This window comes from Mesorhizobium sp. M0909 (assembly GCF_040319515.1).
Taxonomy (GTDB): Bacteria; Pseudomonadota; Alphaproteobacteria; order Rhizobiales; family Rhizobiaceae; genus Mesorhizobium.
In genome coordinates this window covers 120,730-143,809 of the sequence record NZ_JAMYOA010000001.1, presented here as the reverse complement: position 1 = coordinate 143,809, position 23,080 = coordinate 120,730, and the positions used below count along the sequence as shown (strand labels likewise).

22 protein-coding genes and 1 pseudogene are annotated in these 23,080 nt (G+C 62.7%); 5 read left to right on the top strand and 18 right to left on the bottom strand.

Features of this window, described 5'->3' with window-relative positions; translation table 11 throughout:
* Window positions 1-217 precede the first annotated feature (217 nt).
* Together NKH83_RS00665 and NKH83_RS00660 are read right to left on the bottom strand one after the other, a co-directional pair.
* Window positions 218-793 carry a DUF308 domain-containing protein gene (locus NKH83_RS00665; RefSeq protein ID WP_352801601.1) on the bottom strand — a complete coding sequence of 192 codons (576 nt, stop codon included), beginning with the start codon at window positions 791-793 and terminating at the stop codon, window positions 218-220.
* A 77-nt stretch (window positions 794-870) separates the two neighbouring features.
* Complete coding sequence (locus NKH83_RS00660) at window positions 871-1,470, bottom strand: TetR/AcrR family transcriptional regulator (RefSeq protein ID WP_352801599.1); 600 nt, start codon at window positions 1,468-1,470, stop codon at window positions 871-873.
* Window positions 1,471-2,185: 715 nt separating this feature from the next.
* On the opposite strand from NKH83_RS00660, the pseudogene NKH83_RS00655 reads away from it, so the two are divergent.
* Window positions 2,186-3,067: pseudogene (locus NKH83_RS00655) on the top strand (alpha/beta fold hydrolase); the annotation flags it as partial.
* A 246-nt stretch (window positions 3,068-3,313) separates the two neighbouring features.
* A complete protein-coding gene (locus tag NKH83_RS00650; protein ID WP_352801595.1) occupies window positions 3,314-3,532 on the top strand; it encodes a hypothetical protein in 219 nt (72 codons plus the stop codon).
* A 21-nt stretch (window positions 3,533-3,553) separates the two neighbouring features.
* On the opposite strand, the gene recQ is transcribed toward NKH83_RS00650, so the two are convergent.
* From recQ to uxaC, 9 genes are all read right to left on the bottom strand, one after another.
* Complete coding sequence (gene recQ, locus NKH83_RS00645; protein WP_352801594.1) at window positions 3,554-5,386, bottom strand: DNA helicase RecQ; 1,833 nt, start codon at window positions 5,384-5,386, stop codon at window positions 3,554-3,556.
* A gap of 363 nt (window positions 5,387-5,749) precedes the next feature.
* Window positions 5,750-6,088, bottom strand: a complete 339-nt coding sequence (locus tag NKH83_RS00640; RefSeq protein WP_254820465.1) for a cupin domain-containing protein — start codon at window positions 6,086-6,088, stop codon at window positions 5,750-5,752.
* A 24-nt stretch (window positions 6,089-6,112) separates the two neighbouring features.
* Window positions 6,113-6,880, bottom strand: a complete 768-nt coding sequence (kduD, locus tag NKH83_RS00635) for a 2-dehydro-3-deoxy-D-gluconate 5-dehydrogenase KduD (protein WP_352801592.1) — start codon at window positions 6,878-6,880, stop codon at window positions 6,113-6,115.
* Window positions 6,877-7,734 carry a 5-dehydro-4-deoxy-D-glucuronate isomerase gene (gene kduI, locus NKH83_RS00630; protein ID WP_352801590.1) on the bottom strand — a complete coding sequence of 286 codons (858 nt, stop codon included), beginning with the start codon at window positions 7,732-7,734 and terminating at the stop codon, window positions 6,877-6,879. Before kduI ends, kduD begins: the two co-directional genes overlap by 4 nt.
* A gap of 27 nt (window positions 7,735-7,761) precedes the next feature.
* Window positions 7,762-8,538, bottom strand: coding sequence for a FadR/GntR family transcriptional regulator (locus NKH83_RS00625; protein ID WP_254820462.1), 777 nt, complete (start codon window positions 8,536-8,538; stop codon window positions 7,762-7,764).
* 10 nt (window positions 8,539-8,548) lie between these two features.
* On the bottom strand, window positions 8,549-9,829 hold the full coding sequence (locus NKH83_RS00620; RefSeq protein WP_352801587.1) for a TRAP transporter large permease: 1,281 nt from the start codon (window positions 9,827-9,829) through the stop codon (window positions 8,549-8,551).
* A gap of 4 nt (window positions 9,830-9,833) precedes the next feature.
* Entirely contained in the window at window positions 9,834-10,361 is a 528-nt protein-coding gene (locus NKH83_RS00615) for a TRAP transporter small permease (protein ID WP_352479635.1), read from the bottom strand.
* A gap of 103 nt (window positions 10,362-10,464) precedes the next feature.
* A complete protein-coding gene (locus NKH83_RS00610) occupies window positions 10,465-11,442 on the bottom strand; it encodes a TRAP transporter substrate-binding protein (protein WP_352479586.1) in 978 nt (325 codons plus the stop codon).
* Between the two features lie 39 nt (window positions 11,443-11,481).
* On the bottom strand, window positions 11,482-12,891 hold the full coding sequence (uxaC, locus tag NKH83_RS00605) for a glucuronate isomerase (protein ID WP_352801584.1): 1,410 nt from the start codon (window positions 12,889-12,891) through the stop codon (window positions 11,482-11,484).
* A 175-nt stretch (window positions 12,892-13,066) separates the two neighbouring features.
* On the opposite strand from uxaC, the gene NKH83_RS00600 reads away from it, so the two are divergent.
* Both NKH83_RS00600 and uxuA read left to right on the top strand, forming a co-directional pair.
* On the top strand, window positions 13,067-14,545 hold the full coding sequence (locus NKH83_RS00600) for a mannitol dehydrogenase family protein (protein WP_352479584.1): 1,479 nt from the start codon (window positions 13,067-13,069) through the stop codon (window positions 14,543-14,545).
* Window positions 14,542-15,720 carry a mannonate dehydratase gene (gene uxuA, locus NKH83_RS00595; RefSeq protein WP_352801582.1) on the top strand — a complete coding sequence of 393 codons (1,179 nt, stop codon included), beginning with the start codon at window positions 14,542-14,544 and terminating at the stop codon, window positions 15,718-15,720. Before NKH83_RS00600 ends, uxuA begins: the two co-directional genes overlap by 4 nt.
* A gap of 1 nt (window position 15,721) precedes the next feature.
* On the opposite strand, the gene lepB is transcribed toward uxuA, so the two are convergent.
* From lepB to NKH83_RS00560, 7 genes are all read right to left on the bottom strand, one after another.
* A complete protein-coding gene (gene lepB / locus NKH83_RS00590; protein ID WP_502895505.1) occupies window positions 15,722-16,693 on the bottom strand; it encodes a signal peptidase I in 972 nt (323 codons plus the stop codon).
* Window positions 16,694-16,783: 90 nt separating this feature from the next.
* Window positions 16,784-17,191, bottom strand: coding sequence for a F0F1 ATP synthase subunit epsilon (locus tag NKH83_RS00585; RefSeq protein WP_352648928.1), 408 nt, complete (start codon window positions 17,189-17,191; stop codon window positions 16,784-16,786).
* Between the two features lie 112 nt (window positions 17,192-17,303).
* Window positions 17,304-18,869 (bottom strand): F0F1 ATP synthase subunit beta, encoded by a 1,566-nt coding sequence (gene atpD, locus NKH83_RS00580; protein ID WP_254820455.1) that lies wholly within the window; start codon window positions 18,867-18,869, stop codon window positions 17,304-17,306.
* Between the two features lie 67 nt (window positions 18,870-18,936).
* Window positions 18,937-19,821, bottom strand: coding sequence for a F0F1 ATP synthase subunit gamma (locus NKH83_RS00575; protein WP_352801579.1), 885 nt, complete (start codon window positions 19,819-19,821; stop codon window positions 18,937-18,939).
* A gap of 28 nt (window positions 19,822-19,849) precedes the next feature.
* Window positions 19,850-21,379: a F0F1 ATP synthase subunit alpha gene (gene atpA, locus NKH83_RS00570; protein WP_254820453.1), complete on the bottom strand. Its 1,530-nt coding sequence runs from the start codon at window positions 21,377-21,379 to the stop codon at window positions 19,850-19,852.
* Complete coding sequence (locus NKH83_RS00565) at window positions 21,379-21,939, bottom strand: F0F1 ATP synthase subunit delta (RefSeq protein ID WP_352801577.1); 561 nt, start codon at window positions 21,937-21,939, stop codon at window positions 21,379-21,381. Before NKH83_RS00565 ends, atpA begins: the two co-directional genes overlap by 1 nt.
* A 246-nt stretch (window positions 21,940-22,185) precedes the next feature.
* Entirely contained in the window at window positions 22,186-22,581 is a 396-nt protein-coding gene (locus NKH83_RS00560) for an AGROH133_08824 family phage infection protein (RefSeq protein WP_023719708.1), read from the bottom strand.
* A gap of 209 nt (window positions 22,582-22,790) precedes the next feature.
* Between NKH83_RS00560 and NKH83_RS00555 the strand changes: the two genes are divergently transcribed.
* Window positions 22,791-23,024 (top strand): type II toxin-antitoxin system Phd/YefM family antitoxin, encoded by a 234-nt coding sequence (locus NKH83_RS00555; RefSeq protein ID WP_352801575.1) that lies wholly within the window; start codon window positions 22,791-22,793, stop codon window positions 23,022-23,024.
* Window positions 23,025-23,080: the final 56 nt, after the last annotated feature.

The following is a 23,080-nucleotide window of genomic DNA, read 5'->3' as shown; positions in this document are numbered from 1 at the left end:
CCTGCCCAGGCGATGGCGCAGGTTGGCAGACAGAAGCTAAGCGGGCAAGCTCAACGCCTGCACAAGCCCTCTTCGCCTTCACTTACCAACGCCACGGGCGATCTGTCGGTGCCCATTTCCACGAAGAGCACTGCCTGCAGTGGAGACGGACGGAGTGGCGGTATTGGGACGGATGACCCCTCCGAGGACCATCAGCAAGGCCGCCTGTCGCCGATGCCTATGCAGCTTTCCGCCGCAATTGGCTCACACTTAGCCACACCGCCGAAACCAGGAAGTAGAGGGCGCCTACTGCGGCATACCCGGCCACGTTGCTGATGGATGGCGGCATCGGCATCCGCGCCTGCAGGATGAAAAACGTGCCTGCCAGCGCTGATTGCCCTCCGCTCAGGATCATCGCCCACTGTGCACCATAGCTCTTCCAACGGCGGACTGCGGTGCCGAGTTGAAGCAGGCCAGACAGGATCGCCCATACGCCGAACACCCCGAGCACCCAATTCATGCTCATCTCCAGCGCGAGAACGACCGCGAGCGTTGTCGCCATACTGACCACGACGTTGATGGTCTGCGTGCGATTCTGTCCCAATCCTCCGTTGCGCGATGCGTCGACAAAATTGGCCAGGGCATCCCATGCAGGATAAGCCACGAGTAACACCGCCGCGATCTCCCCGGAATTCTGTCCCACCGTAAAGGCAGCCGCCACCCAGGCAGCCGAGAACGCCGTCCGAGCGAAGTAATAGAGCTTGAGCCATTGTTCCTGGCTGGCACGGGAAAGATCGCTATTGTGAACCGTCATTGAATGTCCTTTCGACTAGTAGGTAGAGAGTCTTGACGAAGGTCGCGGAGCCGTTACGGCTATGGTTGGTTGAGATCTTAGTGTCGTATCTGGAGGGAACGCGGAGCGAGCCGCTCCAGGAGCGGGCCGGTTATGACGCCGAATATCGTCGGGTCGCCATAGGCCCGTGCCGAAAGCATCGCGCCGTGGACAGTCGCCATGAACGCTTCAGCCTCGGCACGAGGGGTACTCATCAGTTGAAATTGGCCGCGCCGCGCGCCGCGCTCCAGCACGGATGTAAGCCAAGCCGACAGGGAGCGGAAATGCGCCCGGACCTCAAGGCCGACTTCCTCGGGCAGAACGGGGAGCTCGCTTGCGAACAGCGCGCAGATACAAAACGGGGCGCTGGCGTCCGCAATGCAGGCTTCCCAATACCGGGCATAGATCCGCAACTGTTCGAGCGGATCGGATTCGTGAAGTTCGACATTTGCCAGCCCCGCTTCAGCTTCCTCCCGATACCGCGCAACCAGCGTTCGGACCAGATCGACCTTGCTTGGGAAATGGTGATGGATGCTCGCCTTACGGATCCCGACCACATCAGCGATGTCGGCATAACTGAAACCGTTGTAGCCGCCAGCGACGATCAGTGAACGTGCACAAGCCAGGATGTCGTCAGAGGTGGTAGACAAGTTGCTCATGCCTCTACCTACCTTCTAGTAGGAAGGCAGTCAAGCCTCCTTGCAAACGAGTAGCGTGAAATCGGGGTGGCTATGGCGTAGACGTCATTCGATCTTCATCGTTTCTCGGCCCCCATCAATTCAAAAGCCCAGGGTGTTTGTCGATCGAGGTAGCCGCCCCACTTCGCAGGCGGCGACACCCTTCGGCCGACCGGATCATTGCAATCGCCGGGCGGCACTAGGCGTTTGCACCGACTGCGCTATCTCCCCATCGTTAGCTTGTTCTATCGCTGGTTGAAGACTGGGAGGTTTCCATGGATCGGCGGCTATTTTTGACAGGAATGTTTGGCATTGCCGGGGCCGCGGCCCTTGCAAGCACAGTTCGGCCAATCAACGCAGTGGCCGGCGTTCCAACTGCCAGAAGCGGCATTCTCGATGAACTCGAGGCGCCGGATGTCGAGACCTTCGACGACGATATTCAAGCAGAGTTGCAACCAGTCTATCATCGCCGGTGGCACCGGCCGCGTCGGCGCCGCCGGCGTGCTTGGAGAAGGGTCTGTCGCGTTTACTGGCGAAATGGCTATCGGCGCAGGCGGTGCTTCCGCAGGCGCGTGTGGGTCTGGTTTCGATTCTAGCAACTGGCCGGCTTGAACCCTGGCCATTGCGGCCGGGGTTCAACCTCAGGCGACCGTTAGCGCCCTTGGAGTTTGTCTAAGGGCGCCCGAGGAGGCTGACGGTGTTTGCAGGTTTCAGAGCCACCAGCTTGCGACTGGACGATACGACCATTTTCGCAAGGGTTGGTGGCACCGGTCCGCCGCTGCTGCTTCTTCACGGTTTTCCAGAAACGCATCTGATGTGGAGGGATATCGCCGCAGCCTTGGCGCCCCGCTTCACGGTGGTCGCCGCCGACCTTCGAGGCTATGGGCAAAGCGGATGCCCGGTTTCATCTGCCGATCATAGCCCATACGCCAAGCGCACCATGGCCGGCGACATGGTTCAGGCCATGAAGCAACTGGGGTTTGAGCGGTTCATGGTTGCCGGGCATGACCGTGGCGGGCGGGTTGCCTATCGCCTGGCGCTCGACCATCCCGACAAAGTGCTCAAAATCGCCGTCCTCGACATCATCCCCACCGCCGCAACATGGGATCGGGCGGATGCCAGACTGGCGCTCGGCTTCTGGCCCTGGAGCCTTTTTGCCCAGCCGGAGCCCCTGCCGGAGCGTCTGATAGGCGCGGCTCCCGATGCCGTCGTCGACGATGCAATAACGCAGTGGGGATCGTCGGCGAAAATGGTCTCCAAAGAGGTCAGGGACGCCTATGTTGATGCGCTTCGCGATCCCGCGCATATTCACGCCATCTGCGAAGAGTATCGCGCCGCTGCGACGATCGATCGTGAACATGACGCGCTGGACCAGGTAAACGGTAGTCGCATCGAGTGTCCGCTAGTGGCGCTATGGAGTGGCGAAGGCGCCCTGGAGAACTGGTATGCGCAAGAGGGCGGGCCGCTGGCCATCTGGAGGAAATGGGCCGACAGAGTGGAAGGACGCGCTGTCCAAGGCGGGCACTTTTTCCCGGAAGAGCACCCCGACAAAACGGCAGCGGCACTCTCGGAATTCTTCGAGGACAACCAGGACGGTCAGCACAGAGTATCGTAGAGGTTCACATGCTTCAGTTACGCAGAACCTCGGGAGCACTTCGCGGCCCGGGGTCGAGAACCCTCCGAAATTCGCTCGGCCGGCGTCAACGTGCTTGAAAAGAAAATGAAGGCGATCTCCACGGCCGCGCCTCTGATGTGCAGCCTGATGTTTGTAGGAAGTTGCGCATCGCCTTTGCCTGCATCCTTTGATGCTGCGAAATACGACAAGATGAGTTGCGTCGAGCTCAACGTGGCGATGGGCGCTGTCGCCGACGAGATGTCGGCGACAGCCATCGCTCGTGGCAAAGTCGTCCACACCAACATTCCGGGCTGGCTGTTGGGAGGGCAGCGTGTCGCCTCGACCGTGGCTGCCCGCCAGAGTGCGAAGATCGAGCGCTTGCGGCAGCAGGAGGCTGCGATTGCAGAGGTGAGACGAAGCAGGTGCTGATTGCGTCACTGAAGTGGGTCTTCAGCCCGCCACACCAGATTGATGCGCAGCGATCGCGCCGAGGAATATCTCGCCGAAATCCTTGAGCTTGGCGGCGCCGACGCCGTTGACCGCGGCGAAGGCGTCCAGATCACGCGGGCGGCGTTCGGCCATATCGATCAGTGTACGATCCGAAAAGATCACGAAGGCCGGCACCTGGCGTTCCCGGGCAAGACGCAGCCGTACAGCCTTGAGCGCGGCCAGCAGCGCCGAATCCAGACCTTCCGTACCTGCTGCGGTATCGGTCCGTATCTTGCCTCGCGATGACTGGCGCGCGTCCACGCGATACCGGAACGAGGCCTCGCCCCGAGCCAGCGCACGGCCCTTCTCGGCAATGGCGACGCCGCCATGGCCGGTTGAGTCCAATGTCAGAAACCCTCCCGCGACGAGCTGGCGCACCAGCGACAGCCACATATTTTTCTTGTGCGCGACACCGGTGCCGAAGCTGGCAAGCCTGTGGTGGTTCCTGTCCAGGACCTTCTCGGTCTCATGGCCGAGCAGAACATCGACGACATGGCCGGCGCCAAAGCGCTCGCCGGTCTGTGCGATCGCCGCCAGGATGATCCGCGCCTCCGCCTCGCCATCCGCATGCGGCGCCTGGTCGAGGCAGTTGTCGCAATTGCCGCAAGGCGAAGCACTCTCGCCGAAATAGCCAAGCAGGATCTGACGGCGGCACTGCGTCGTCTCGCAATAACCGATCAGCGTATCGAGTCGGCCATGCGCGCGCCTTTTGTGCTCAGCCGGCGCGTCCTCGTCTTCGATGAAAAGCCGGCGCATGCGGATATCGCCGAGACCGAAGAGCATATGTGCCTCGGCCGCCCGCCCGTCGCGGCCCGCCCGTCCGATTTCCTGATAATAGGCCTCCAAGCTGCCCGGCAGGTCGGTGTGGAAGACATAGGCGACGTCCGGCTTGTCGATCCCCATGCCAAAGGCGATGGTCGCCACCATCACCACACCGGACAAGGTCATGAAAGCGTTTTGATTCGCTTCACGCGCGTCCTTGCTCATTCCGGCATGATAGGCGAGCGCGCGTACGCCGTTCCGCTCGAGGAACGCCGCCATCTCTTCGGTCTTTTTGCGCGACAGGCAATAGACGATCCCGCTGCGGCCTGCATGGCGCTGCACGAAGTTTAGCAATTGGCGCTTGCTGTCCTGCTTGGGCTCAATGCCTAGCTTGATGTTCGGTCGGTCGAAGCCGAGCACCACCGTATCGACGCGCCCGTCGAACAGTTGCGCGGCAATGTCGGTGCGCGTCGTCTCATCCGCCGTCGCCGTCAGCGCAATGATCGGCACTTTCGGGAAGATATCACGTAGTCTCGACAATTCTTCGTATTCGCGCCGGAACGCCGGTCCCCATTGCGAAATGCAATGTGCCTCGTCGATGGCGATCAGCCGGACATCGAGCTTGGTCAACGCCTCGAGCATTCGCACGGTCATCAACCGCTCCGGTGCAAGATAGAGCAGGCGCGTCTGGCCTGCCGCGACACGGCGCCATGCAGCGACATTGGCATCGCGGTCGAGCGAGGAATTGATCGTATCGGCCGCCACGCCGGCAAGCCGCAATGCGGCGACCTGATCCTGCATCAGGGCCACCAGCGGCGAAACGACAATGGTGAGCCCGCCCAGCACCAGCGCCGGGACCTGGTAGCAGAGCGACTTGCCGGCGCCGGTCGGCATGACAGCCAGCACATGATGCCCGGCCAGAAGCGCCTCCATCACGGCCGCCTGGCCGAGACGAAAATCATCGAAGCCGAATACATCCTTCAGGACGCGCCGCTTGGAATCCTCCACCGGGACGCTCGCCGCTATCTGCATTAGGGAACTTTCGGGGATACGACCTGCCGAAATTCGCCGGCGAATCGCCAGGTGATTGCCTGGACAGCAGATTCGAACATTTATCGACCCCTCTGGTCCTGTCCGCGGCACCGTCTGAGGCGAACTTCTCTCTCATTGGCCGATATCAGACCGTCGTTCCAGCCCCTATTCGCTTTGGCTGTGAATATCGCACCGCCTCGGAGCGGTTAATCCTATCTTCACCATCATTCGGCAGGTTCAGGTTCTGCGGTGATGTTTTGAGTACCGCGGCGCCACAAGCGCCCAGGCAACACGCCCGCGTCTCTCCGGAGGCGCGGGTTTTTTCGTTCTGAGAACCGGCTGCCTGATCTTCGGGCCCGCAGCTCAGTCGAGGAAATCGGCGCGGTGCGGCGTAAAGCTGTCGACCAGTCGTCCCGCCTGCAGCGCCTTGACGCCATGGACAAGGTTGGAAGGAACGATGAAGCTGCTTCCGGCTTCCAGGATCTCGGTCCTGCCGTCGATGGTGACCTCGAAGCGCCCTTCGGCGACGTAGCTCGCCTGGACGTGCGGGTGCGAGTGCAGCGCGCCGACGCCACCCTTGTCGAAACCGAACTCGACCATCATCAGCTCGTCCGTGTGCAGGAGCACGCGTCTGCGGTTGCCATCCGGCGTCGGCGTCCATGCGCCCTCACCGGCATGCGAGAAGATTTTGGTTCCGGTCATCGCCAAACTCTCATCTTTGGTTGTTCATCGCGCCAGCCAGCCGCCGTCCACCGGCATCACCGCGCCATGCATATAGTTCGACGCCGGCGCCAGCAGGAAGACGGCTGCGTCGCCGATGTCTTCCGGCGCGCCCCAGCGCCCGGCCGGAATGCGCGCCAGGATCGACGCGCTGCGGTCGGGATCGGCGCGCAACGCCTCGGTGTTGTTGGTCTTGATATAGCCTGGCGCAATGCCGTTGACATTGATGCCTTTTGCCGCCCATTCGCATGCCAGCAGCCGGGTGATGCCGAGCACGCCGTGTTTGGAGGCGGTGTAGGAGGCGACACGAATGCCGCCCTGGAAACTCAGCACCGAGGCGATGTTGACGATCTTGCCGCGCCGCCCCGGCTCGGCAAGCACGCGCCTGGCAAAGCGCTGGCTGAGGAAGAACACCGTCTTGAGATTGACGCCGATGACGTCGTCCCAGTCGGCTTCGGTCAGTTCGACCGCATCGGCACGCCGGATAATGCCGGCATTGTTGACCAGGCCGTCGAGCGCCCCCGTATCGTCCCAGACGCGGTCAAGCATGGCCTGGGAAGCGGCATCGTCGCCAAGATCGCAGCGGACGGCTTCGAAGCGTCCGCCGGCCGCTGCAATCTTCTCCGCCGTCTCGTCCATCGCCGAGCGGCCGACGCCGACCACCGCGCCGCCGGCGCGCGCGATCGACACGGCAATGCCCTGGCCGATGCCGGTATTGGCGCCGGTGACGAGGAAACGCTTGCCGGTAAGGCTGAACGCAGAGAGGTCGCTCACCTGAGCTCCTCCATCATTACCAAGTCGACGTCAGTATAGTCGACATTGTCGCCGGCCATCGCCCAGATGAAGGCGTAGTTCGAGGTGCCGGCGCCCGAATGGATCGACCATCCCGGCGACAGCACCACCTCCTCGTTTCGCATGACGAGATGGCGCGTTTCGTCCGGCTCGCCCATGAAATGAAACACCCGCGCCGCCTCCGGCAGATCGAAATAGAGATAGGCCTCCATACGCCGGTCATGCACATGGCATGGCATGGTGTTCCAGACCGAACCGGAGGCAAGCTGCGTCATGCCGACGACAAGCTGACAGGTCTTTACCCCATCGGCATGGATGAACTGGAAGATCGAGCGCTCGTTGGAGGTCGCCTGGCTGCCGAGATCGAGCCGCTTGGCATCGCCGATGCGGATCAGCCGGTTGGGATGGCCCCGATGCGCCGGCGCGCTGAGCAGGTAGAATTTAGCCGGCGCTGCCGGATTGGTCGCAGCGAACGATACCTCATCCGTGCCCATGCCGAGATAGAGCATGTCGCGCGCCTGCAGCTCGTAGGATTGACCGCCGGCTTTCACGACGCCGGCACCGGCGATGTTGACGATGATCATCTCACGGCGGTCGAGAAAATTCTTGGTCCCGGTCGGTTTGATCGCCTGCAGCGGCAGCGGTGTACCGGCGGGCATGGCGCCGCCGACGATCATGCGGTCGTAGTGGGTGTAGGTCAGGCCGATGCGGCCGGGCCGGAACAAGTCCTCGATCAGGAAATTGTGTCGCAGCTCGTCCGTTCCCATGGCAGCGGCAGAAACGGGATCGATGGCGAAGCGGGCGGTGAAATCCGTATGATTGTCAGTGTGATTCATTGCTGTCCCATGGGGCTGCCTCAATGCTTATTCAGTTCCCGCGGCCTTGACCGAGTCGGCATAAAAAACCTGGCGCGCGTGCAGGCGCTCGCGATAGCGCTGCTGGCTGGCACCGAGATGCGCGCGCATCGCCTCCCGGGCCGCCTCGGCATCGCCTGCCGAGATGGCCTTGAGGATCACCAGATGCTCACGTTGCAGGCCGCGCTGGTAGGCGTCCGATTGGGCGATCTCGGTCGACCATGGCGAGGTCACGTCGCAAGGAATGGCGCGCCGGCCGAGCACGTCGAGCATCTCGACATAGAACGGATTGTTGGTGGCGCTGGCGATTGCGCGGTGGAAAGCAAGGTCGGCCGGTCCCGTCGGCTCGCTGTTGAGGAGCAGCCGTTCGAATTCGAAGAAGGCTTCCTGGATCGCCGCTTCCTGCGCGGCGTTGCGGCGGATGGCAGCGAGCCCGGCGGATTCGATCTCGATCGCCAACCTGACTTCGAGCACGTTGAGGGCGATCGAATCCTTGCTGCCCATCTCCGCTGCAAGAGCACCGAATGCTGTCGAGATATGCTCGGTGACGAAGACCCCGGCGCCTTGGCGCGGCTCGACCAGGCCGTCCGCGGCAAGTTTGGCCAGCGCTTCGCGTATCACCGTGCGGCTGACCCCGAAGGTCTCGGTCAACTGGCCCTCGGTCGGCAGCTTTTGCCCTGGCTGGATCTCGCCCGCCTGCAGTTGCTTGCGGATCGCCGCAACGACGGTTTCCGAAAGTTTCGGTCTTCGTTCGACGCGGAGGCCGGCTGCGGTGTCCGAGGCCATGTCGCACCTCCTATTTGAAGACGCTCGGCAGCCACAGCGAAATGGCCGGAATGTAAGTGACGAGCCCCAGCACCACGAGGCCTGCGCCATAGAATGGCCAGATCGAGCGCATCGATTCCCAGACGGATATCTTGCCCACTGCGCACGCCACGAACTGCACCGCGCCCACCGGCGGCGTGTTCAGCCCGATGCCGAAATTGAGGATCATGATGACGCCGAAATGCACCGGATCGACGCCGTAGGCCTGCGCCACGGGCAGGAAGATCGGCGTGCAAATGATGATCGTCGGCCCCATGTCCATGAAGGTTCCGAGGAACAGCATCAGGAGGTTGAGCAGGAGAAGCACGACCAGCGGATCGTCCGAGATCGCGTTCATGGAGGCGATCAGCGCTGCCGGCACTTTCAGGAAGGCCATCAACCAGGAGAACGCCGCCGCCATGCCGATGATGAGCAGCACCATGGCCGTGGTGCGCACGGCGCCGTAGGTGGCATGAACGAAACCTTCCCAGGTCATCTGCCGGTAAACGAAGACAGTTACGAGCAACGCATAGATGACGGCGATACAGGAACTCTCGGTAGCCGTGAACACGCCCGATCGTACGCCGCCGAAGATGATCGCGATCAGCAGCAGGCCGGGCACCGCGACGGCGAAGAGATGCGCGACGGCGGTGAAGCCGGGAAACGGTTCGGTCGGATAGCCGCGGGAGCGCGCCACGAAATAGGCGGTGATCATCAGTGACAGGGCCAGTAGCAGGCCCGGGATGATGCCGGCCGTGAACAGATCGGCGATGGAGATCTTTCCGCCTGCCGAGATCGAATAGATGATCATGTTGTGCGACGGCGGCAGCAGCAGCGCGATCAGCGCCGCCATCGATGTGACGTTGACGGCGTAGTCTGCTCCATAGCCGCGCGCCTTCATCTGCGGGATCATCAGGCCGCCTACCGCCGCTGCCTCCGCCACCGCGGAGCCCGAAATGCCGCCGAACAGTGTAGCGGTGGCGATGTTGACCTGCCCGAGGCCGCCGCGCAAATGACCGACGAGCGAGCCGGCGAAGGCAACGATCTTGCTGGCGATGCCGCCGCGCACCATCAAGTCGCCGGCGTAGATGAAAAACGGAATGGCCAGCAGCGAAAAGACGCTCATGCCGGAATTCAGTCGCTGGAACACGATGAGCGGCGGCAGGCCCATATAGAGGACGGTGGCAAGGCTTGCGACGCCGAGGCAGAAAGCGATTGGCGTGCCGATAAGCATCAGCAGGGTGAAGACGCCGAACAGAATCCACAGTTCCATGGCGTCAGACCTTCACGTTCGCGGTGTCGAGTTCGGCCGCGACTTCGGCCGGCGGCAGTTCATCGAGGGCATCGTCGATCGGCGCACCGGAGAGGCGAAGCACGATGCGCTCCAGCGTGAAGAGCACGATGAGCGCGCCTCCCGCGACAAGCGGGACGTAATCCCAGCCCCCCGATATGCCGAGTGACGGCAAGGTAGAGCCCCAGGTCAATGCGACCAGCTGGCTGCCATACCAGATCATGCCGATGCCGAAGGCGAGCGCGACGAGGTCCGAAATCATCCGCAGCCAACGCTTGCCGCCTTTCGGCAGCACGTAGAGCAGGACGTCGAAGCCAAGATGGTAGTTCTCGCGCACACCGACGGCGGCGCCGAGGAAAATGAACCAGCTCATCAGCATCACCGAGCCCGGCTCGGTCCAGCTCGGCGAGCGGTTCAGAACATAGCGGCCGAACACCTGCCATGCGACGAAGGCGGTCATCAGCACCAGCCCGATGCCGGCGATCGACAGCGCCGCCGTGCTGACGCGCGACATCACTTGCGCGACGCCGGACAGGAGCGGTCTTGGTTTTGGGCTGGAAGTCACCGGTTTTCTCCGCAAGAGGATGGCGGCGCGGAATGTCCGCGCCGCCGCCTGATCACTGCACGGCCTTGATGGCTTCGACCATGGCCTTCAGCTTGTCGTCCTTGACGTGCTTCTCGTAGACCGGCCCCATCGCGTCGATGAAGGGCTGCTTGTCCGGCGTCGTGATCTGCGAACCTGCTGCCTCGACCTTGGCGCGCGATTCCTTGACCTTGGCGGTCCACAGCTCGCGCTGCTTGGCGACGCTTTCTTTGGCGGCCGCCTTGAAGATCGCCTGGTCTTCCGGCGTCAGCTTGTCCCAGCTCGACTTCGCCATGACGAAGGCTTCCGGCACCATCGTGTGCTCGTCGAGCGAATAATACTTGGCGACTTCCGCGTGCTTGGCAGTGTCGTAGCTCGGAAAATTATTCTCCGCGCCGTCGATGACCCCAGTCTCGATCGCCGAATACACTTCGCCATAAGGCATCGGTGTCGCGTTGGCGCCGAGTGCCGCCACCATGTCGACGAAGATGTCGGACTGGATGACGCGAAACTTCATCCCGGCCATATCGGCTACAGTGTTGATCGGCTTCTTCGAATTGTAGAAGGAGCGGGCACCGCCGTCGTAAAAGGCGAGCAGCACCAGCCCGACCTGGTCGAACGCCGCCGCGATCTGGTCGCCGATCGCCCCGTCCATGACTTTGTGCATATGCTCTTCCGAACGGAAGATGTAGGGCAGCGAGGGCACGGTGGTCTCGGGGATGAGCCCGTTGAACGGCGCCATCGAAACACGGTTGAGATCGATCACGCCGGTGCGCACCTGCTCGATCGTGTCCTTTTCCTCGCCAAGTTGCGCGGAAGGATAGATCTCGACCACATAGCGGCCGGCGGTGCGCTCCTTCACCAGCTCGCCGAAATATTTGACCGCCTCGACCGTCGGATAGCCATCCGGGTGGGTGTCGGACGAGCGCAGGACCGTCTGGGCGCTTGCCGATCCGGCCAGCAGTGCGGCGGCAACTAGCGTAGCTCCCGCCAGTCTAGAAAAATGCAGCATTGGTTTCCTCCCGTTTTGAAACGATGGCGGCAAGCGCCGTTAGAGCCGGTACGCCTTTTTCGCGAGCGTATAGGCAAGTTCCTGCGCCAGCTCGTGCGCCTCGTCTTCGCCGAGCCGATGCTCAGTGACGAGACGCGCCAGAAAAGCGCAATCGACCCGGCGCGCCACATCATGGCGGGCCGGTATGGATGGGAAGGCGCGGGTGTCGTCGTTGAAACCGACGGTGTTGTAGAAACCGGCGGTTTCGGTGGTCATCTCACGGAACCTGCGCATGCCTTCGGGGCTGTCGTGGAACCACCAGGCCGGCCCGAGCTTCAATGCCGGGTAGACGCCGGCGAGCGGCGCCAGCTCGCGCGCATAGCTGGTCTCGTCGAGGGTGAAGAGGATGACGGTGAGGTCGCGTTCCAGCCCGACACAGTCGAGCAGCGGCTTCAGCGCCGTCACATAATCGGTTCGGGTCGGGATGTCGAAGCCTTTATCCCTGCCGAACTTCTGAAAGATAGAAGGCGAATGATTGCGCCAGGAGCCGGGATGGATCTGCAGGACCAGCCCGTCGTCGCGGCTCATCTTGGCCATCTCGGTCAGCATCTGGGCGCGAAACAGTTTTCGCTCGCGCTCGTCGTCCGAGCCCCGGCGGACACGGTTGAACAGCTCCGCGGCGGCGGCATCCGAAAGATTGGCGGTGTCGGCCGTCGGATGGCCGTGATCGGAGGACGTCGCACCGAAACTCTTGAAGAAGGCGCGCCGCTGGCGATGCGCATCGAGATAGCCGGCCCAAGTGCCGGTGTCGCAGCCGGTGATCTCGCCAAGCCGGTCGAGATTGGCCGAAAAACCTTCGAAATCGGGATCGACGATCGCATCCGGCCGGTAGGCGGTGACGACGCGGCCCTGCCAGCCGCTGTCGCGGATCGTTCGATGCCATTGGAGATCGTCGAGCGCGCCCTCCGTCGTCGCGATGACCTCGATGTTGAAGCGCTCGAACAGCGCCCGAGGGCGATAGTCTTCACGCTGCAGCAGCGTCGCGATCGTGTCGTAATGGCGGTCGGCTGTCTTGGCATTCAGCGGCTCGCCGATGCCGAACAGATGGGCGAGCACATGGTCGAACCACAGCCGGGTCGGCGTACCCCGAAACAGGTAGTAATGCTCGGCGAAGCGCCGCCAGATCGTTCTGCCGTCGGTCTCCACCGGCGAGCCGTCAAGCGTTGGCACCCCAAGGTCCTCAAGCCGAACGCCCTGGCTGAACAGCATGCGGAAAATGTAGTGGTCCGGCACGATCAGCAATTGCGCCGGATCGGGAAACGCCTCGTTGAGCGCATACCAGCGCGGATCGGTGTGGCCGTGCGGGCTGACGATCGGCAGATCCTTGACCGCCGCGTAGAGATCGCGGGCCAGCGAAAGCGGGCGCGCCTCGGCGGCAAACAGCAAGTCCGGATCCGTCAATGCGGCCACGTAGATCCTCCCAACCCGGACATCGGTAGGGTTGGAAAGAAATAATGTCAACATACAAAAACTGGGTTGTTGTATGATGACTTTTCGTCGGCCATTGCCCATTGTGCGTGACGGCATCGGGTGTTACGCCGCCTGCCAGCAGGGACCCAACAATCTCGATCAGACACGTGGCGCAATGACCAACAGACGCCTTTCCAACAGTACGCTGAAGGCACTGCCGGCTTCGGTCGCGGTTCCGCGCTACGCCCGCGGCGGCGTCGCACCGGGCATCGTCCATCTCGGCGTCGGTGCGTTCCATCGCGCCCATCAGGCGGCCTATGTCGACGACTGCCTGGCGGCGGGCGAGGCGGACTGGGGCATTGTCGGCGTGTCCTTGCGCAGTCCAGACACGCGCGACGCACTGGCGCCGCAGGATGGCCTCTACACGCTGGCGATCAGGAGCAGCATCGGCGAAGAGCTGCGCGTCATCGGTTCGATCCTGTCGCTGCTGGTGGCGCCGGAAGATCCGGCTGCGGTGCTCGCCGCTCTGACGGATCAGCGCACCCGCATCGTCACGCTCACGATCACAGAAAAGGCTTATCTGAGAGCAGCCGGCGGCGGTCTGGACAGCACCCATCCGGACATCGTCCATGATTTGGCTAACCCGCAAATGCCACGGACGGCGCATGGTTTTCTCACCGAAGCGCTGTCGCGCCGCCGTTTCGCCGGCATCAAGCCTTTCACCGTGCTCTGCTGCGACAACCTTCCGGCCAATGGCGCTACGCTGCACCGCCTGCTGGTCGAATTCGCAGCACTGCGCGATCCCGGCCTTGCCGGGCACATCGCCGACGGCGTCGCCTTCCCGTCGAGCATGGTCGACCGCATCGTGCCGGCGACCACCGATGCCGACCGGGCGCGTATCGCCGTCGAGCTCGGCGTCGAGGATGCCTGGCCGGTGATGACCGAGCCGTTCTGCCAATGGGTGGTCGAGGATGATTTCCCGGCAGGCAGGCCGGTCTGGGAAGAGTTCGGCGTCACCATGGTCGGCGACGTCGGGCCCTTCGAAGACATGAAGCTGCGGCTGCTCAACGGTTCGCATTCGGCAATCGCCTATCTCGGCCTGCTCAGCGGCTTCGACACGGTCGACCGCGCCTTTGCCGATCCGGCGATCCGGCAATTCGTCGACGGACTATGGGCCGAGGCTATCCCGACACTGCCGCAGGACGCCGGGCTCGATACGGCCGGCTACACGGCCCAGCTCGCCGAACGCTATTCGAACACCGCGCTCGCCCATCGCACGGCGCAGATCGCCAATGACGGCAGCCAGAAGCTGCCGCAGCGCATCGTCGCCTCGGCCCTCGATCGACTGAGCGCCGGTGACCCGCCCGCGCATCTCATGTTGGTGGTGGCGGCCTGGATCGCCGCTTGCGAGGCGCGCGGCAAAACCTTGCCGGAAGCCCATTTTACCGACCCGATCGACACTCCGCTTACGGCGCTCGGCAGCCGGCCGGCTGATGAAACGGTGACAGCGATATTCGATCTCGCCGGCTTCGCCAAAGACCATTCCCACCGCATGACACTGATCGATCTGACGGCAGCCCATCTCGAGCGCCTGCGGCGGGGCGGACCTGCCGCTGCCTTCGCGGCGCTTGGCATACGGAGTGAGAAGCCATGAGACAAACCTGGCGCTGGTTCGGGCCAGACGATCCGGTGACGCTTGCCCATGTCCGTCAAGCCGGCGCCGTCGGCATCGTCAGCGCGCTGCATCACCTCAATGACGGCCGCGCCTGGCCGGCGGACGAGATCGCCAGGCGCAAGGCCGACATCGAGGCAGCGGGCCTGACCTGGGATGTGGTCGAAAGCATTGTCGTCCATGAGGACATCAAGACCCGCAGCGGCAACTGGCGCACCCTGATCGACAATTACAAGGCGTCGGTCCGCTCCGTCGCCGCCGCCGGGATCAATACCGTCTGCTATAATTTCATGGCGATCACCGACTGGACGCGCACAGACCTCGATTATCCCATGCCGCATGGCGGCACGGCGCTGCGCTTCGATGTCGTCGAGCTCTGCGCCTATGACGTCTTCATCCTTGAGCGAGAAGGGGCGGAGGCCGATCACCCGCCGGCCCGCGTCGAAGCCGCGCGTGTGCGACTGCAAGGACTGAGCGACAGCGACAAGGCAAGGCTGGAGCGCAACCTGATCGGCTGGGTCCCGGCGCGCGAATTCATCTTCGATCGGGCAAGCTTCCGCCGCGCCCTCGACCTCTACAAGGACGTCTCCACCGAAGGCCTGCGCGAAAACCTGTTTGCCTTCCTGCGCGAGATCGTGCCGGTGGCCGAAGAGGCCGGGGTCAGGATGGCGATCCACCCCGACGATCCACCTTTTTCGCTGTTCGGCCTGCCGCGCATCGTTTCCAATGCTAATGATGCCCGCGCGCTGCTCGACGCCGTCGCTTCGCCGGCCAACGGGTTGACGCTGTGCACCGGCTCCTACGGGGCGGGCGCGCAGAACGATCTGCCGACGATGGCCAAGGCCTTCGCCGAAAACATCCATTTCGCCCATCTGCGCAACGTCACCAAGGAGCCAGACGGCTCCTTCCACGAAGCCGAGCACCTCGACGGCGACACCGACATGGTGGCGGTCGTGTCGGCGCTGATTGGCGAAGAGCGCCGGCGCAAGGCGGCAGGCAGGGCGGACTGGCAGATTCCGATGCGCCCCGACCATGGCCACGCCATCGTCGACGACATCGGCAAGAAGGTGAACCCCGGCTATTCCTGCATCGGCCGCCTGAAGGGCCTCGCCGAACTGCGCGGCGTCATGCGCGCAGTGGAGGCGCTGACAGTTTGAGCTATTTGCCTGAAGGATCCAATATTTGTCGGGAAGAATAGTCGACGCCCTTGGAATTCCAGAACAGCCGCACGGCCTTGCCGACCAGATTTTCATAGGGGACAAAACCCACCAGGAAGCGGCTATCGTTGGAGTTGTCGCGATTGTCCCCCAATGTGAAATACTCTGCCGTAGGCACCACAAACTCGCGTGTGTCGTCGCCGATCGAGTTGCCTAAGTCGATTACCGAATAAGAAATGCCCTCCGGCAGTGTCTCCCACTGGAGCTTGGCCGACTGTACTTCGCCGGAGGAATAGTCACCGACATCCTGCAGCTTCACTGGCACGCCATTGATGTGGAGCACCCCGCCGACCATCTGAATCCTATCGCCGGGCAAGCCGATGACTCTCTTGACGTAGTCTATGTCCGGTTCAGATGGCAGCCTGAACACCATAATATCTCCTCGCCTTGGCTCGGCGCCGAATATCCGGCCGTCAACAGGCAGCAGTCCAAACGGGACGCTATAGCGGCTGTAGCCGTAGGCGAATTTGGAAACGAAGAAATGATCCCCGTCCGCCAGCGTTGGAACCATGCTGCTGGACGGCATGGAGAACGGCTGGAATAGGAACGCGCGTATTGCGAATGCAGCCGGATACGAGGTCAGAAAGACGAGCACCAGCACCGAAAGCCCGTGCGCGTACCATCTGTCCGGCTTGAACCGGTGTGCGAAGGGAACAACGATCGCTGCCCACAGGGCCATCAACCCGATCCCTGAAAAATTGGCCCACCAACCAAGATCGACGCCAGGCAATACCGGAAAGCCGATGTAAATAAGCGCGAAAACGACGACGCTGATCACCACCAGGCTGACGACGGCCAGTTTGCCGCTGCCGATCCACAGAAAGCCGCCGAACGGACCGCCAAAGGCTGACACCAAGGCCGTCGACCACAGGGATCGCGAAGCTGTTTCTCGTTGCGCTGTTTCTTCCGTCACGGCCACCCCTCAATGCCCAGGCAGCCAGACTGTCCACCAAACAAAAAAGCGGGGCAACCCCGCTTTTTCAGTCGGTCATTTGAGCGAACCTCAAGCCGGCAGGATGGCGCCTTCGAGCGTGGTGAGTTGGCTAAGGAACTGCTCGGCCTTGCTGCGGGTCTGATCGTCCTTGGCGTCGGCGGCGTCTTCCCTGGCCTCTTGGATGCGGCGGGCAAGGTCGGCGCGGTCGATGTCGCCGACGGCCACAGCCGATTCCGCCAGCAGCGTGCAGCCGGCCGGAACGATGTCGGCAAAGCCGCCGAACACCACATAGCGCTCTTCCTTGCCTTGCGCGGTCTTCAGCGTAACGACGCCCGGCTTGATTGTGGTCATGACCGGGGCGTGATGCGCCATGACAGTCATCTCGCCTTCGGCGCCCGGGATGACGACGGATTCGACTTGCTCGGAAACCAAGAGGCGCTCCGGCGAGACCAGTTCGAATTTGAAAGCTTCAGGCATGATCAATTTAGCGAGTAGGGAATAGGAACTAGGCAGTAGCAAGTGGCCCTAACCGGCTCACATCACGCAACTGCTATTCCCTACCACTACTGACTACTCCCTATTCCCTAAATTACGCCGCTTCGGCGGCCAGGCGCTGTGCCTTCTCGACCGCTTCCTCGATGCCGCCGACCATGTAGAAGGCAGCCTCCGGCAGATGGTCGTAATCGCCGTTGCAAAGGCCCTTGAAGCCCTTGATGGTGTCGGCGAGGTCGACCAGCTTGCCCGGTGCGCCGGTGAACACTTCCGCGACGAAGAAGGGCTGCGACAGGAAGCGCTCGATCTTGCGGGCGCGGGCAACCGTCTGCTTGTCCTCTTCCGACAGCTCGTCCATGCCCAGGATGGCGATGATATCCTGCAGCGACTTGTAGCGCTGGAGAATCGACTGCACCTGGCGGGCGACCTGGTAATGCTCTTCGCCGACGACCATCGGGTCGAGCATGCGCGAGGTCGAATCGAGCGGATCGACGGCCGGATAGATGCCCTTTTCCGAAATCGCGCGGTTGAGCACGGTCGTCGCGTCGAGGTGGGCGAACGATGTCGCCGGTGCCGGGTCGGTCAGGTCGTCGGCCGGCACATAGATCGCCTGCACCGAGGTGATCGAGCCCTTGGTCGTCGTGGTAATACGCTCCTGCAGCGCACCCATGTCGGTGGCCAGCGTCGGCTGGTAGCCCACGGCCGAAGGAATGCGGCCGAGCAGCGCCGACACTTCCGAACCCGCCTGCGTGAAGCGGAAGATGTTGTCGACGAAGAACAGCACGTCCTGGCCCTGGTCGCGGAAATATTCGGCAACCGTCAAGCCGGTCAGGCCGACGCGGGCGCGGGCGCCCGGCGGCTCGTTCATCTGGCCATAGACGAGCGCCGCCTTGGATCCTTCGCCGCCGCCCTTCTTGTTGACGCCGGACTCGATGAACTCGTGATAGAGGTCGTTGCCTTCGCGGGTGCGCTCGCCGACGCCGGCGAACACCGAGAAGCCGCCATGCGCCTTGGCGACGTTGTTGATCAGTTCCTGGATCAGCACCGTCTTGCCGACGCCGGCGCCGCCGAACAGGCCGATCTTGCCGCCGCGGGCATAGGGGGCCAGCAGGTCGAGCACCTTGATGCCGGTGACCAGGATCTGCGCTTCCGTCGACTGCTCGACATAGGTCGGCGCCGGCTGGTGGATCGAGCGCATCTCGATGCCGTCGACTGGGCCTGCCTCGTCGACCGGCTCGCCGATGACGTTGATGATGCGGCCGAGCATGCCCGGGCCGACCGGCACGGTAATCGGTGCACCGGTGTCATAGACGTCCTGGCCGCGGACCAGCCCTTCGGTCGAGTCCATGGCGATGCAGCGCACAGTGTTCTCGCCCAGATGCTGGGCAACCTCGAGCACCAGGCGATTGCCGACGTTGATCGTCTCAAGCGCGTTCAGGATCGCCGGCAGATGTTCGCCGAACTGGACGTCGACAACGGCGCCGATGACCTGCCGAACCTTGCCGGCCAGGCCGGTTTTCTTGATGGTGGCGGCCGGCGTATTCACAGCGGCGGCCTTGGTTGCTGCCGCCTTCTTGGCCGGAGCGGCCTTGCTTGCCGCCGCAGCCTTTGCTGGTGCCGCGGCCTTAGGGGCTGCCGTCTTCGGGGTCGCTGCTTTCGCCATCGTCTTTACCCTTTTCGTCTCTTTGTTTCTCACACGCTTGAGGTCGATGACCTCCTTGCGAGCGTGCCTAGAGCGCCTCGGCGCCCGAAATGATTTCGATCAATTCCTTGGTGATCTGCGCCTGCCGCTGGCGGTTGTAGGTGATCGACAATTTGTTGATCATGTCGCCGGCGTTGCGCGTCGCATTGTCCATGGCGCTCATCTTGGCGCCCATCTCGCCGGCAGCATTCTCGAGCAGCGCGCGAAAAACCTGCACGGAAATGTTGCGCGGGATGAGATCGGAGAGGATTTCGCCCGGCTCCGGCTCGTATTCGTAGACAGCGCTGCCGCCATCCTTCACTTCCGCGGCAGCCGAAGGCGCGCCCGCCGGGATAATTTGCTGCGCGGTCGGGATCTGGCTGATCACCGACTTGAACTGCGAATAGAACAGCGTGCAGATGTCGAAGCCGCCTTCGTTGAACAGGTGGATCACCTTCTTGGCGATGGCATCGGCATTGACGAAGCCCAGCGTCTTGACCTCGCGCAGATCGACACGCTCGATGATCAATGCCCCGTAGTCGCGGCGCAATATGTCGAACCCCTTCTTACCGACGCAGATGATCTTGACCTGCTTGCCGTCGGCCAGAAGCTTGCGGATGTGGTCGCGGGCAAAACGGGCGATCTGCGAATTGAAGCCGCCGCACAGACCACGTTCGGCCGTGCAGACGACAAGCAGATGCACGTCGTCCTTGCCGGTGCCGGTCATCAGCGCCGGGGCATCGCCGCCGTCGCCGATCGCCTGGGTGATGTTGGCCAGCACCGCGCCCATGCGCTCCGAATAGGGACGCGCCGCTTCCGCCGCTTCCTGCGCGCGACGCAGCTTCGCCGCGGCGACCATCTGCATCGCCTTGGTGATCTTCTGCGTCGCCTTGACCGAGGCGATACGGTTACGAAGGTCTTTTAACGAAGGCATGCTTCAAACCTGATCCCGTCCGTCCTGCTCAAGCAAAGGTCTTGGCGAAGGCGTCGATTTCTGCCTTCAGCCTGGCGCGCAGATCGTCGGACAGCGCCTTCTCCTTGCGGATGCCGTCGAGCACGTCCTTGCCGGCCGAGCGCATATGCGACAACAGGCCATGCTCGAATTTGCCCACCTGGTTGATCGCAAGCTTGTCGAGATAGCCATTGACGCCGGCGAAGATCACCGCGACCTGCTCCTCGACTTTGAGCGGCGAGAATTGCGGCTGCTTCAACAGCTCGGTCAGGCGCGAGCCGCGGTTGAGCAGGCGTTGCGTGGCGGCATCGAGGTCGGAGCCGAACTGCGCGAAAGCAGCCATCTCGCGGTACTGCGCAAGCTCGCCCTTGATCGATCCGGCAACCTGCTTCATCGCCTTGATCTGCGCCGAGGAGCCGACGCGCGACACCGACAGGCCGACATTGACCGCCGGACGGACGCCCTGGAAGAACAGATTGGTTTCCAGGAAGATCTGGCCGTCGGTGATCGAGATGACGTTGGTCGGGATGTAGGCCGAAACGTCGTTGGCCTGCGTCTCGATGATCGGCAGCGCCGTCAGCGAACCGCCGCCATTTTCGTCATTGAGCTTGGCGGCGCGCTCAAGCAGGCGCGAGTGCAGGTAGAAGACGTCGCCCGGATAGGCCTCGCGGCCCGGCGGACGGCGCAGCAGCAGCGACATCTGGCGATAGGCGACGGCTTGCTTCGACAGATCGTCGTAGCTGATCAGCGCATGCATGCCGTTGTCGCGGAAATATTCGCCCATGGTGCAAGCGGTGAACGGTGCCAGGAACTGCATCGGCGCCGGATCGGAGGCGGTCGCGGCGATGATGATCGAATAGTCGAGCGCGCCGCGCTCTTCCAGGACCTTGACGAACTGCGCCACCGTCGAGCGCTTCTGGCCGACGGCGACATAGACGCAGTACAGCTTTTCCTTCTCAGGGCCGTTGTCGTGCACCGATTTCTGGTTGAGCATGGTGTCGAGGATGATCGCGGTCTTGCCGGTCTGGCGGTCGCCGATGACCAGTTCGCGCTGGCCGCGGCCGACCGGGATCAGTGCGTCGATGGCCTTGAGGCCGGTCGACATCGGCTCGTTCACCGATTTGCGCGGGATGATGCCGGGCGCCTTGACGTCGACGCGCTTGCGCTCGGTGGCCTGGATCGGGCCTTTGCCGTCGATCGGGTTGCCGAGCGCGTCGACGACGCGGCCGAGCAAGCCCATGCCGACGGGCGTATCGACGATGGCGCCGGTGCGCTTGACGGTGTCGCCTTCCTTGATGTCGCGGTCAGCGCCGAAGATGACGACGCCGACATTGTCGGCTTCGAGGTTGAGCGCCATGCCGCGGATGCCGCCGGGGAACTCGACCATCTCGCCGGCCTGGACATTGTCGAGACCGTAGACGCGGGCGATACCGTCACCGACGGACAGCACCTGGCCGACTTCGGAGACCTCGGCCTCCTTGCCGAAATTCTTGATCTGGTCTTTCAGAATTGCGGAAATTTCCGCGGCGCGGATGTCCATCAGCCGACCTCTTTCAGTGCAAGCTTGAGCGAATTGAGTTTGGTTTTGAGCGACGTATCGATCTGGCGCGAGCCGATCTTGACCACCAGTCCGCCGAGCAGCGACGGATCGACGGTGACCGTGATCGCCACGTCCTTGCCGGCGACGCTTTTCAGCGCCGCTTTCAGTTCGGTTTCCTGGGCAGGCGTCAGCGCATGCGCCGAGGTGACCTCGGCAGCGGTCTCGCCACGGTGTTCGGCGGCGATCTGGCGGAACGCCTTGATCATGCCGGGCACGGCAAACAGCCGGCGATTCTGGGCAACGACGCGCAGGAAATTGCCGGTGAGGCCGGTAATCCCTGCTTTGTCGGCGATCGCGGCGATCGCCTTGGCCTGGTCCTCGCTGGAGAAGACCGGGCTCCTGATCAGCCGCGAAAGGTCAGCGCTGCCTTCGAGCATGGCTTCGAACCTGTTGAGGTCGGCCTCGACGCTCGCGACCGAATTGGTCTGCAGCGCGAGTTCGAACAGCGAACCCGCATAGCGTTCTGCGACACCTGAGATTGGCGATGACGATTGGGCCACGGACCGTCTTTTCTCTTGTCTGACAGGCCGCAGATTGTTGGCGCGAGCAAAAACTCTGGCTAAATCTTTGACCTTACTGCATTTTTCCAAGCACGGAGGCGCGGCTTCCGCTATCCCCGGTCGAAAGTCGATTGCCGTCTAGCACAGGCATTTTCAGACCGCAATGCGTCGTCCGGCATGGTTTTCAGGCACTATTGTCGCATCCGCTGGCGGAGTTCAGCAACCAACCCCGGATTGATCCCTGATTCAGGGCAAAAAGCCGAAGGCGAAGGCAAGCGGCAGCGCCGCCAGCACCAGCTCGACGACGATGGAAGCCCAGTTGAACGGCGTATTGGCGCCGTCCGACATCATCGACAGCAGCCGGCCGAAGGCGGTGAACAGCCAGGAGAAGCCGAGCGCCATGTAGAGCAGCGGCTGCGCCAGGAGGATGCAGCACAGGCTGACGCCGAGATAGAAGCCCGACATCCGGCCGCGCCCCTCGGCGATCGCCGCTGCCTTCTCCGGTCTGACCTGCAGCCGCAGGATGCGGAATGCCAGCTGTGGCGCCAGGAATAGCAATAGGCCGAGCAATAAGGTCGCGACCGCGCTCGACCATGCCAGCCACTCGCCCTGGCTCATCGGCCATGGAAACGCAAATTCCATCTTGTCCCCTCGTAAATGCATGGTCGAAATTTCGGACATTCTAGCGAAGCAACTGACATGCGCCAGATGGCCGTCGGCAATATGCAGGGCGCGTCAGCCCAACGCGCGCGCCGTTGTCTCGACCGGGCTAACAGGATGTTACACGACCGGCTGTTTTTTTCTGCACAATTCCTATTTGTGGCTACATGAGACCACAAGGGGTTCCGCGCATGAGGACGATGCAACTACGAGAGGCAAGGGCCAGCCTTTCCGCGCTCGTGGAGGCTGCTGAGAACGGTGAGCCCACGGTTATCACCAAGCACGGCAAGCCCGCAGTCATGGTGGTGCCAATCGGTGAGGGACGGAAACTTTATCCGCAGAACAGCCAAAAAGACTTCGTGGATTTCCTGCTTCGGTATCCAGGCGGCATCGAGCTTGAGCGAAACGAATCGCCGTCGCGGTAAATGGAGTTTTGACCGGCTATCTGCTTGATAAGTCTTTTCTCTCGGCATTTGCACCT

Bases quoted from the DNA above. Each gene is read 5' to 3' on its own strand.
- NKH83_RS00650 (WP_352801595.1), top strand. From the start codon at position 3,314: ATGAGTTGCGTCGAGCTCAACGTGGCGATGGGCGCTGTCGCCGACGAG.
- recQ (WP_352801594.1), bottom strand. From the start codon at position 5,386: ATGCAGATAGCGGCGAGCGTCCCGGTGGAGGATTCCAAGCGGCGCGTC.
- NKH83_RS00600 (WP_352479584.1), top strand. From the start codon at position 13,067: ATGACCAACAGACGCCTTTCCAACAGTACGCTGAAGGCACTGCCGGCT.
- NKH83_RS00665 (WP_352801601.1), bottom strand. From the start codon at position 793: ATGACGGTTCACAATAGCGATCTTTCCCGTGCCAGCCAGGAACAATGG.
- atpD (WP_254820455.1), bottom strand. From the start codon at position 18,869: ATGGCGAAAGCAGCGACCCCGAAGACGGCAGCCCCTAAGGCCGCGGCA.
- NKH83_RS00610 (WP_352479586.1), bottom strand. From the start codon at position 11,442: ATGCTGCATTTTTCTAGACTGGCGGGAGCTACGCTAGTTGCCGCCGCA.
- NKH83_RS00575 (WP_352801579.1), bottom strand. From the start codon at position 19,821: ATGCCTTCGTTAAAAGACCTTCGTAACCGTATCGCCTCGGTCAAGGCG.
- NKH83_RS00620 (WP_352801587.1), bottom strand. From the start codon at position 9,829: ATGGAACTGTGGATTCTGTTCGGCGTCTTCACCCTGCTGATGCTTATC.
- NKH83_RS00585 (WP_352648928.1), bottom strand. From the start codon at position 17,191: ATGCCTGAAGCTTTCAAATTCGAACTGGTCTCGCCGGAGCGCCTCTTG.
- NKH83_RS00660 (WP_352801599.1), bottom strand. From the start codon at position 1,470: ATGAGCAACTTGTCTACCACCTCTGACGACATCCTGGCTTGTGCACGT.
- kduI (WP_352801590.1), bottom strand. From the start codon at position 7,734: ATGAATCACACTGACAATCATACGGATTTCACCGCCCGCTTCGCCATC.
- NKH83_RS00625 (WP_254820462.1), bottom strand. From the start codon at position 8,538: ATGGCCTCGGACACCGCAGCCGGCCTCCGCGTCGAACGAAGACCGAAA.
- NKH83_RS00560 (WP_023719708.1), bottom strand. From the start codon at position 22,581: ATGGAATTTGCGTTTCCATGGCCGATGAGCCAGGGCGAGTGGCTGGCA.
- uxuA (WP_352801582.1), top strand. From the start codon at position 14,542: ATGAGACAAACCTGGCGCTGGTTCGGGCCAGACGATCCGGTGACGCTT.
- atpA (WP_254820453.1), bottom strand. From the start codon at position 21,379: ATGGACATCCGCGCCGCGGAAATTTCCGCAATTCTGAAAGACCAGATC.
- NKH83_RS00555 (WP_352801575.1), top strand. From the start codon at position 22,791: ATGAGGACGATGCAACTACGAGAGGCAAGGGCCAGCCTTTCCGCGCTC.
- NKH83_RS00640 (WP_254820465.1), bottom strand. From the start codon at position 6,088: ATGACCGGAACCAAAATCTTCTCGCATGCCGGTGAGGGCGCATGGACG.
- NKH83_RS00615 (WP_352479635.1), bottom strand. From the start codon at position 10,361: ATGTCGCGCGTCAGCACGGCGGCGCTGTCGATCGCCGGCATCGGGCTG.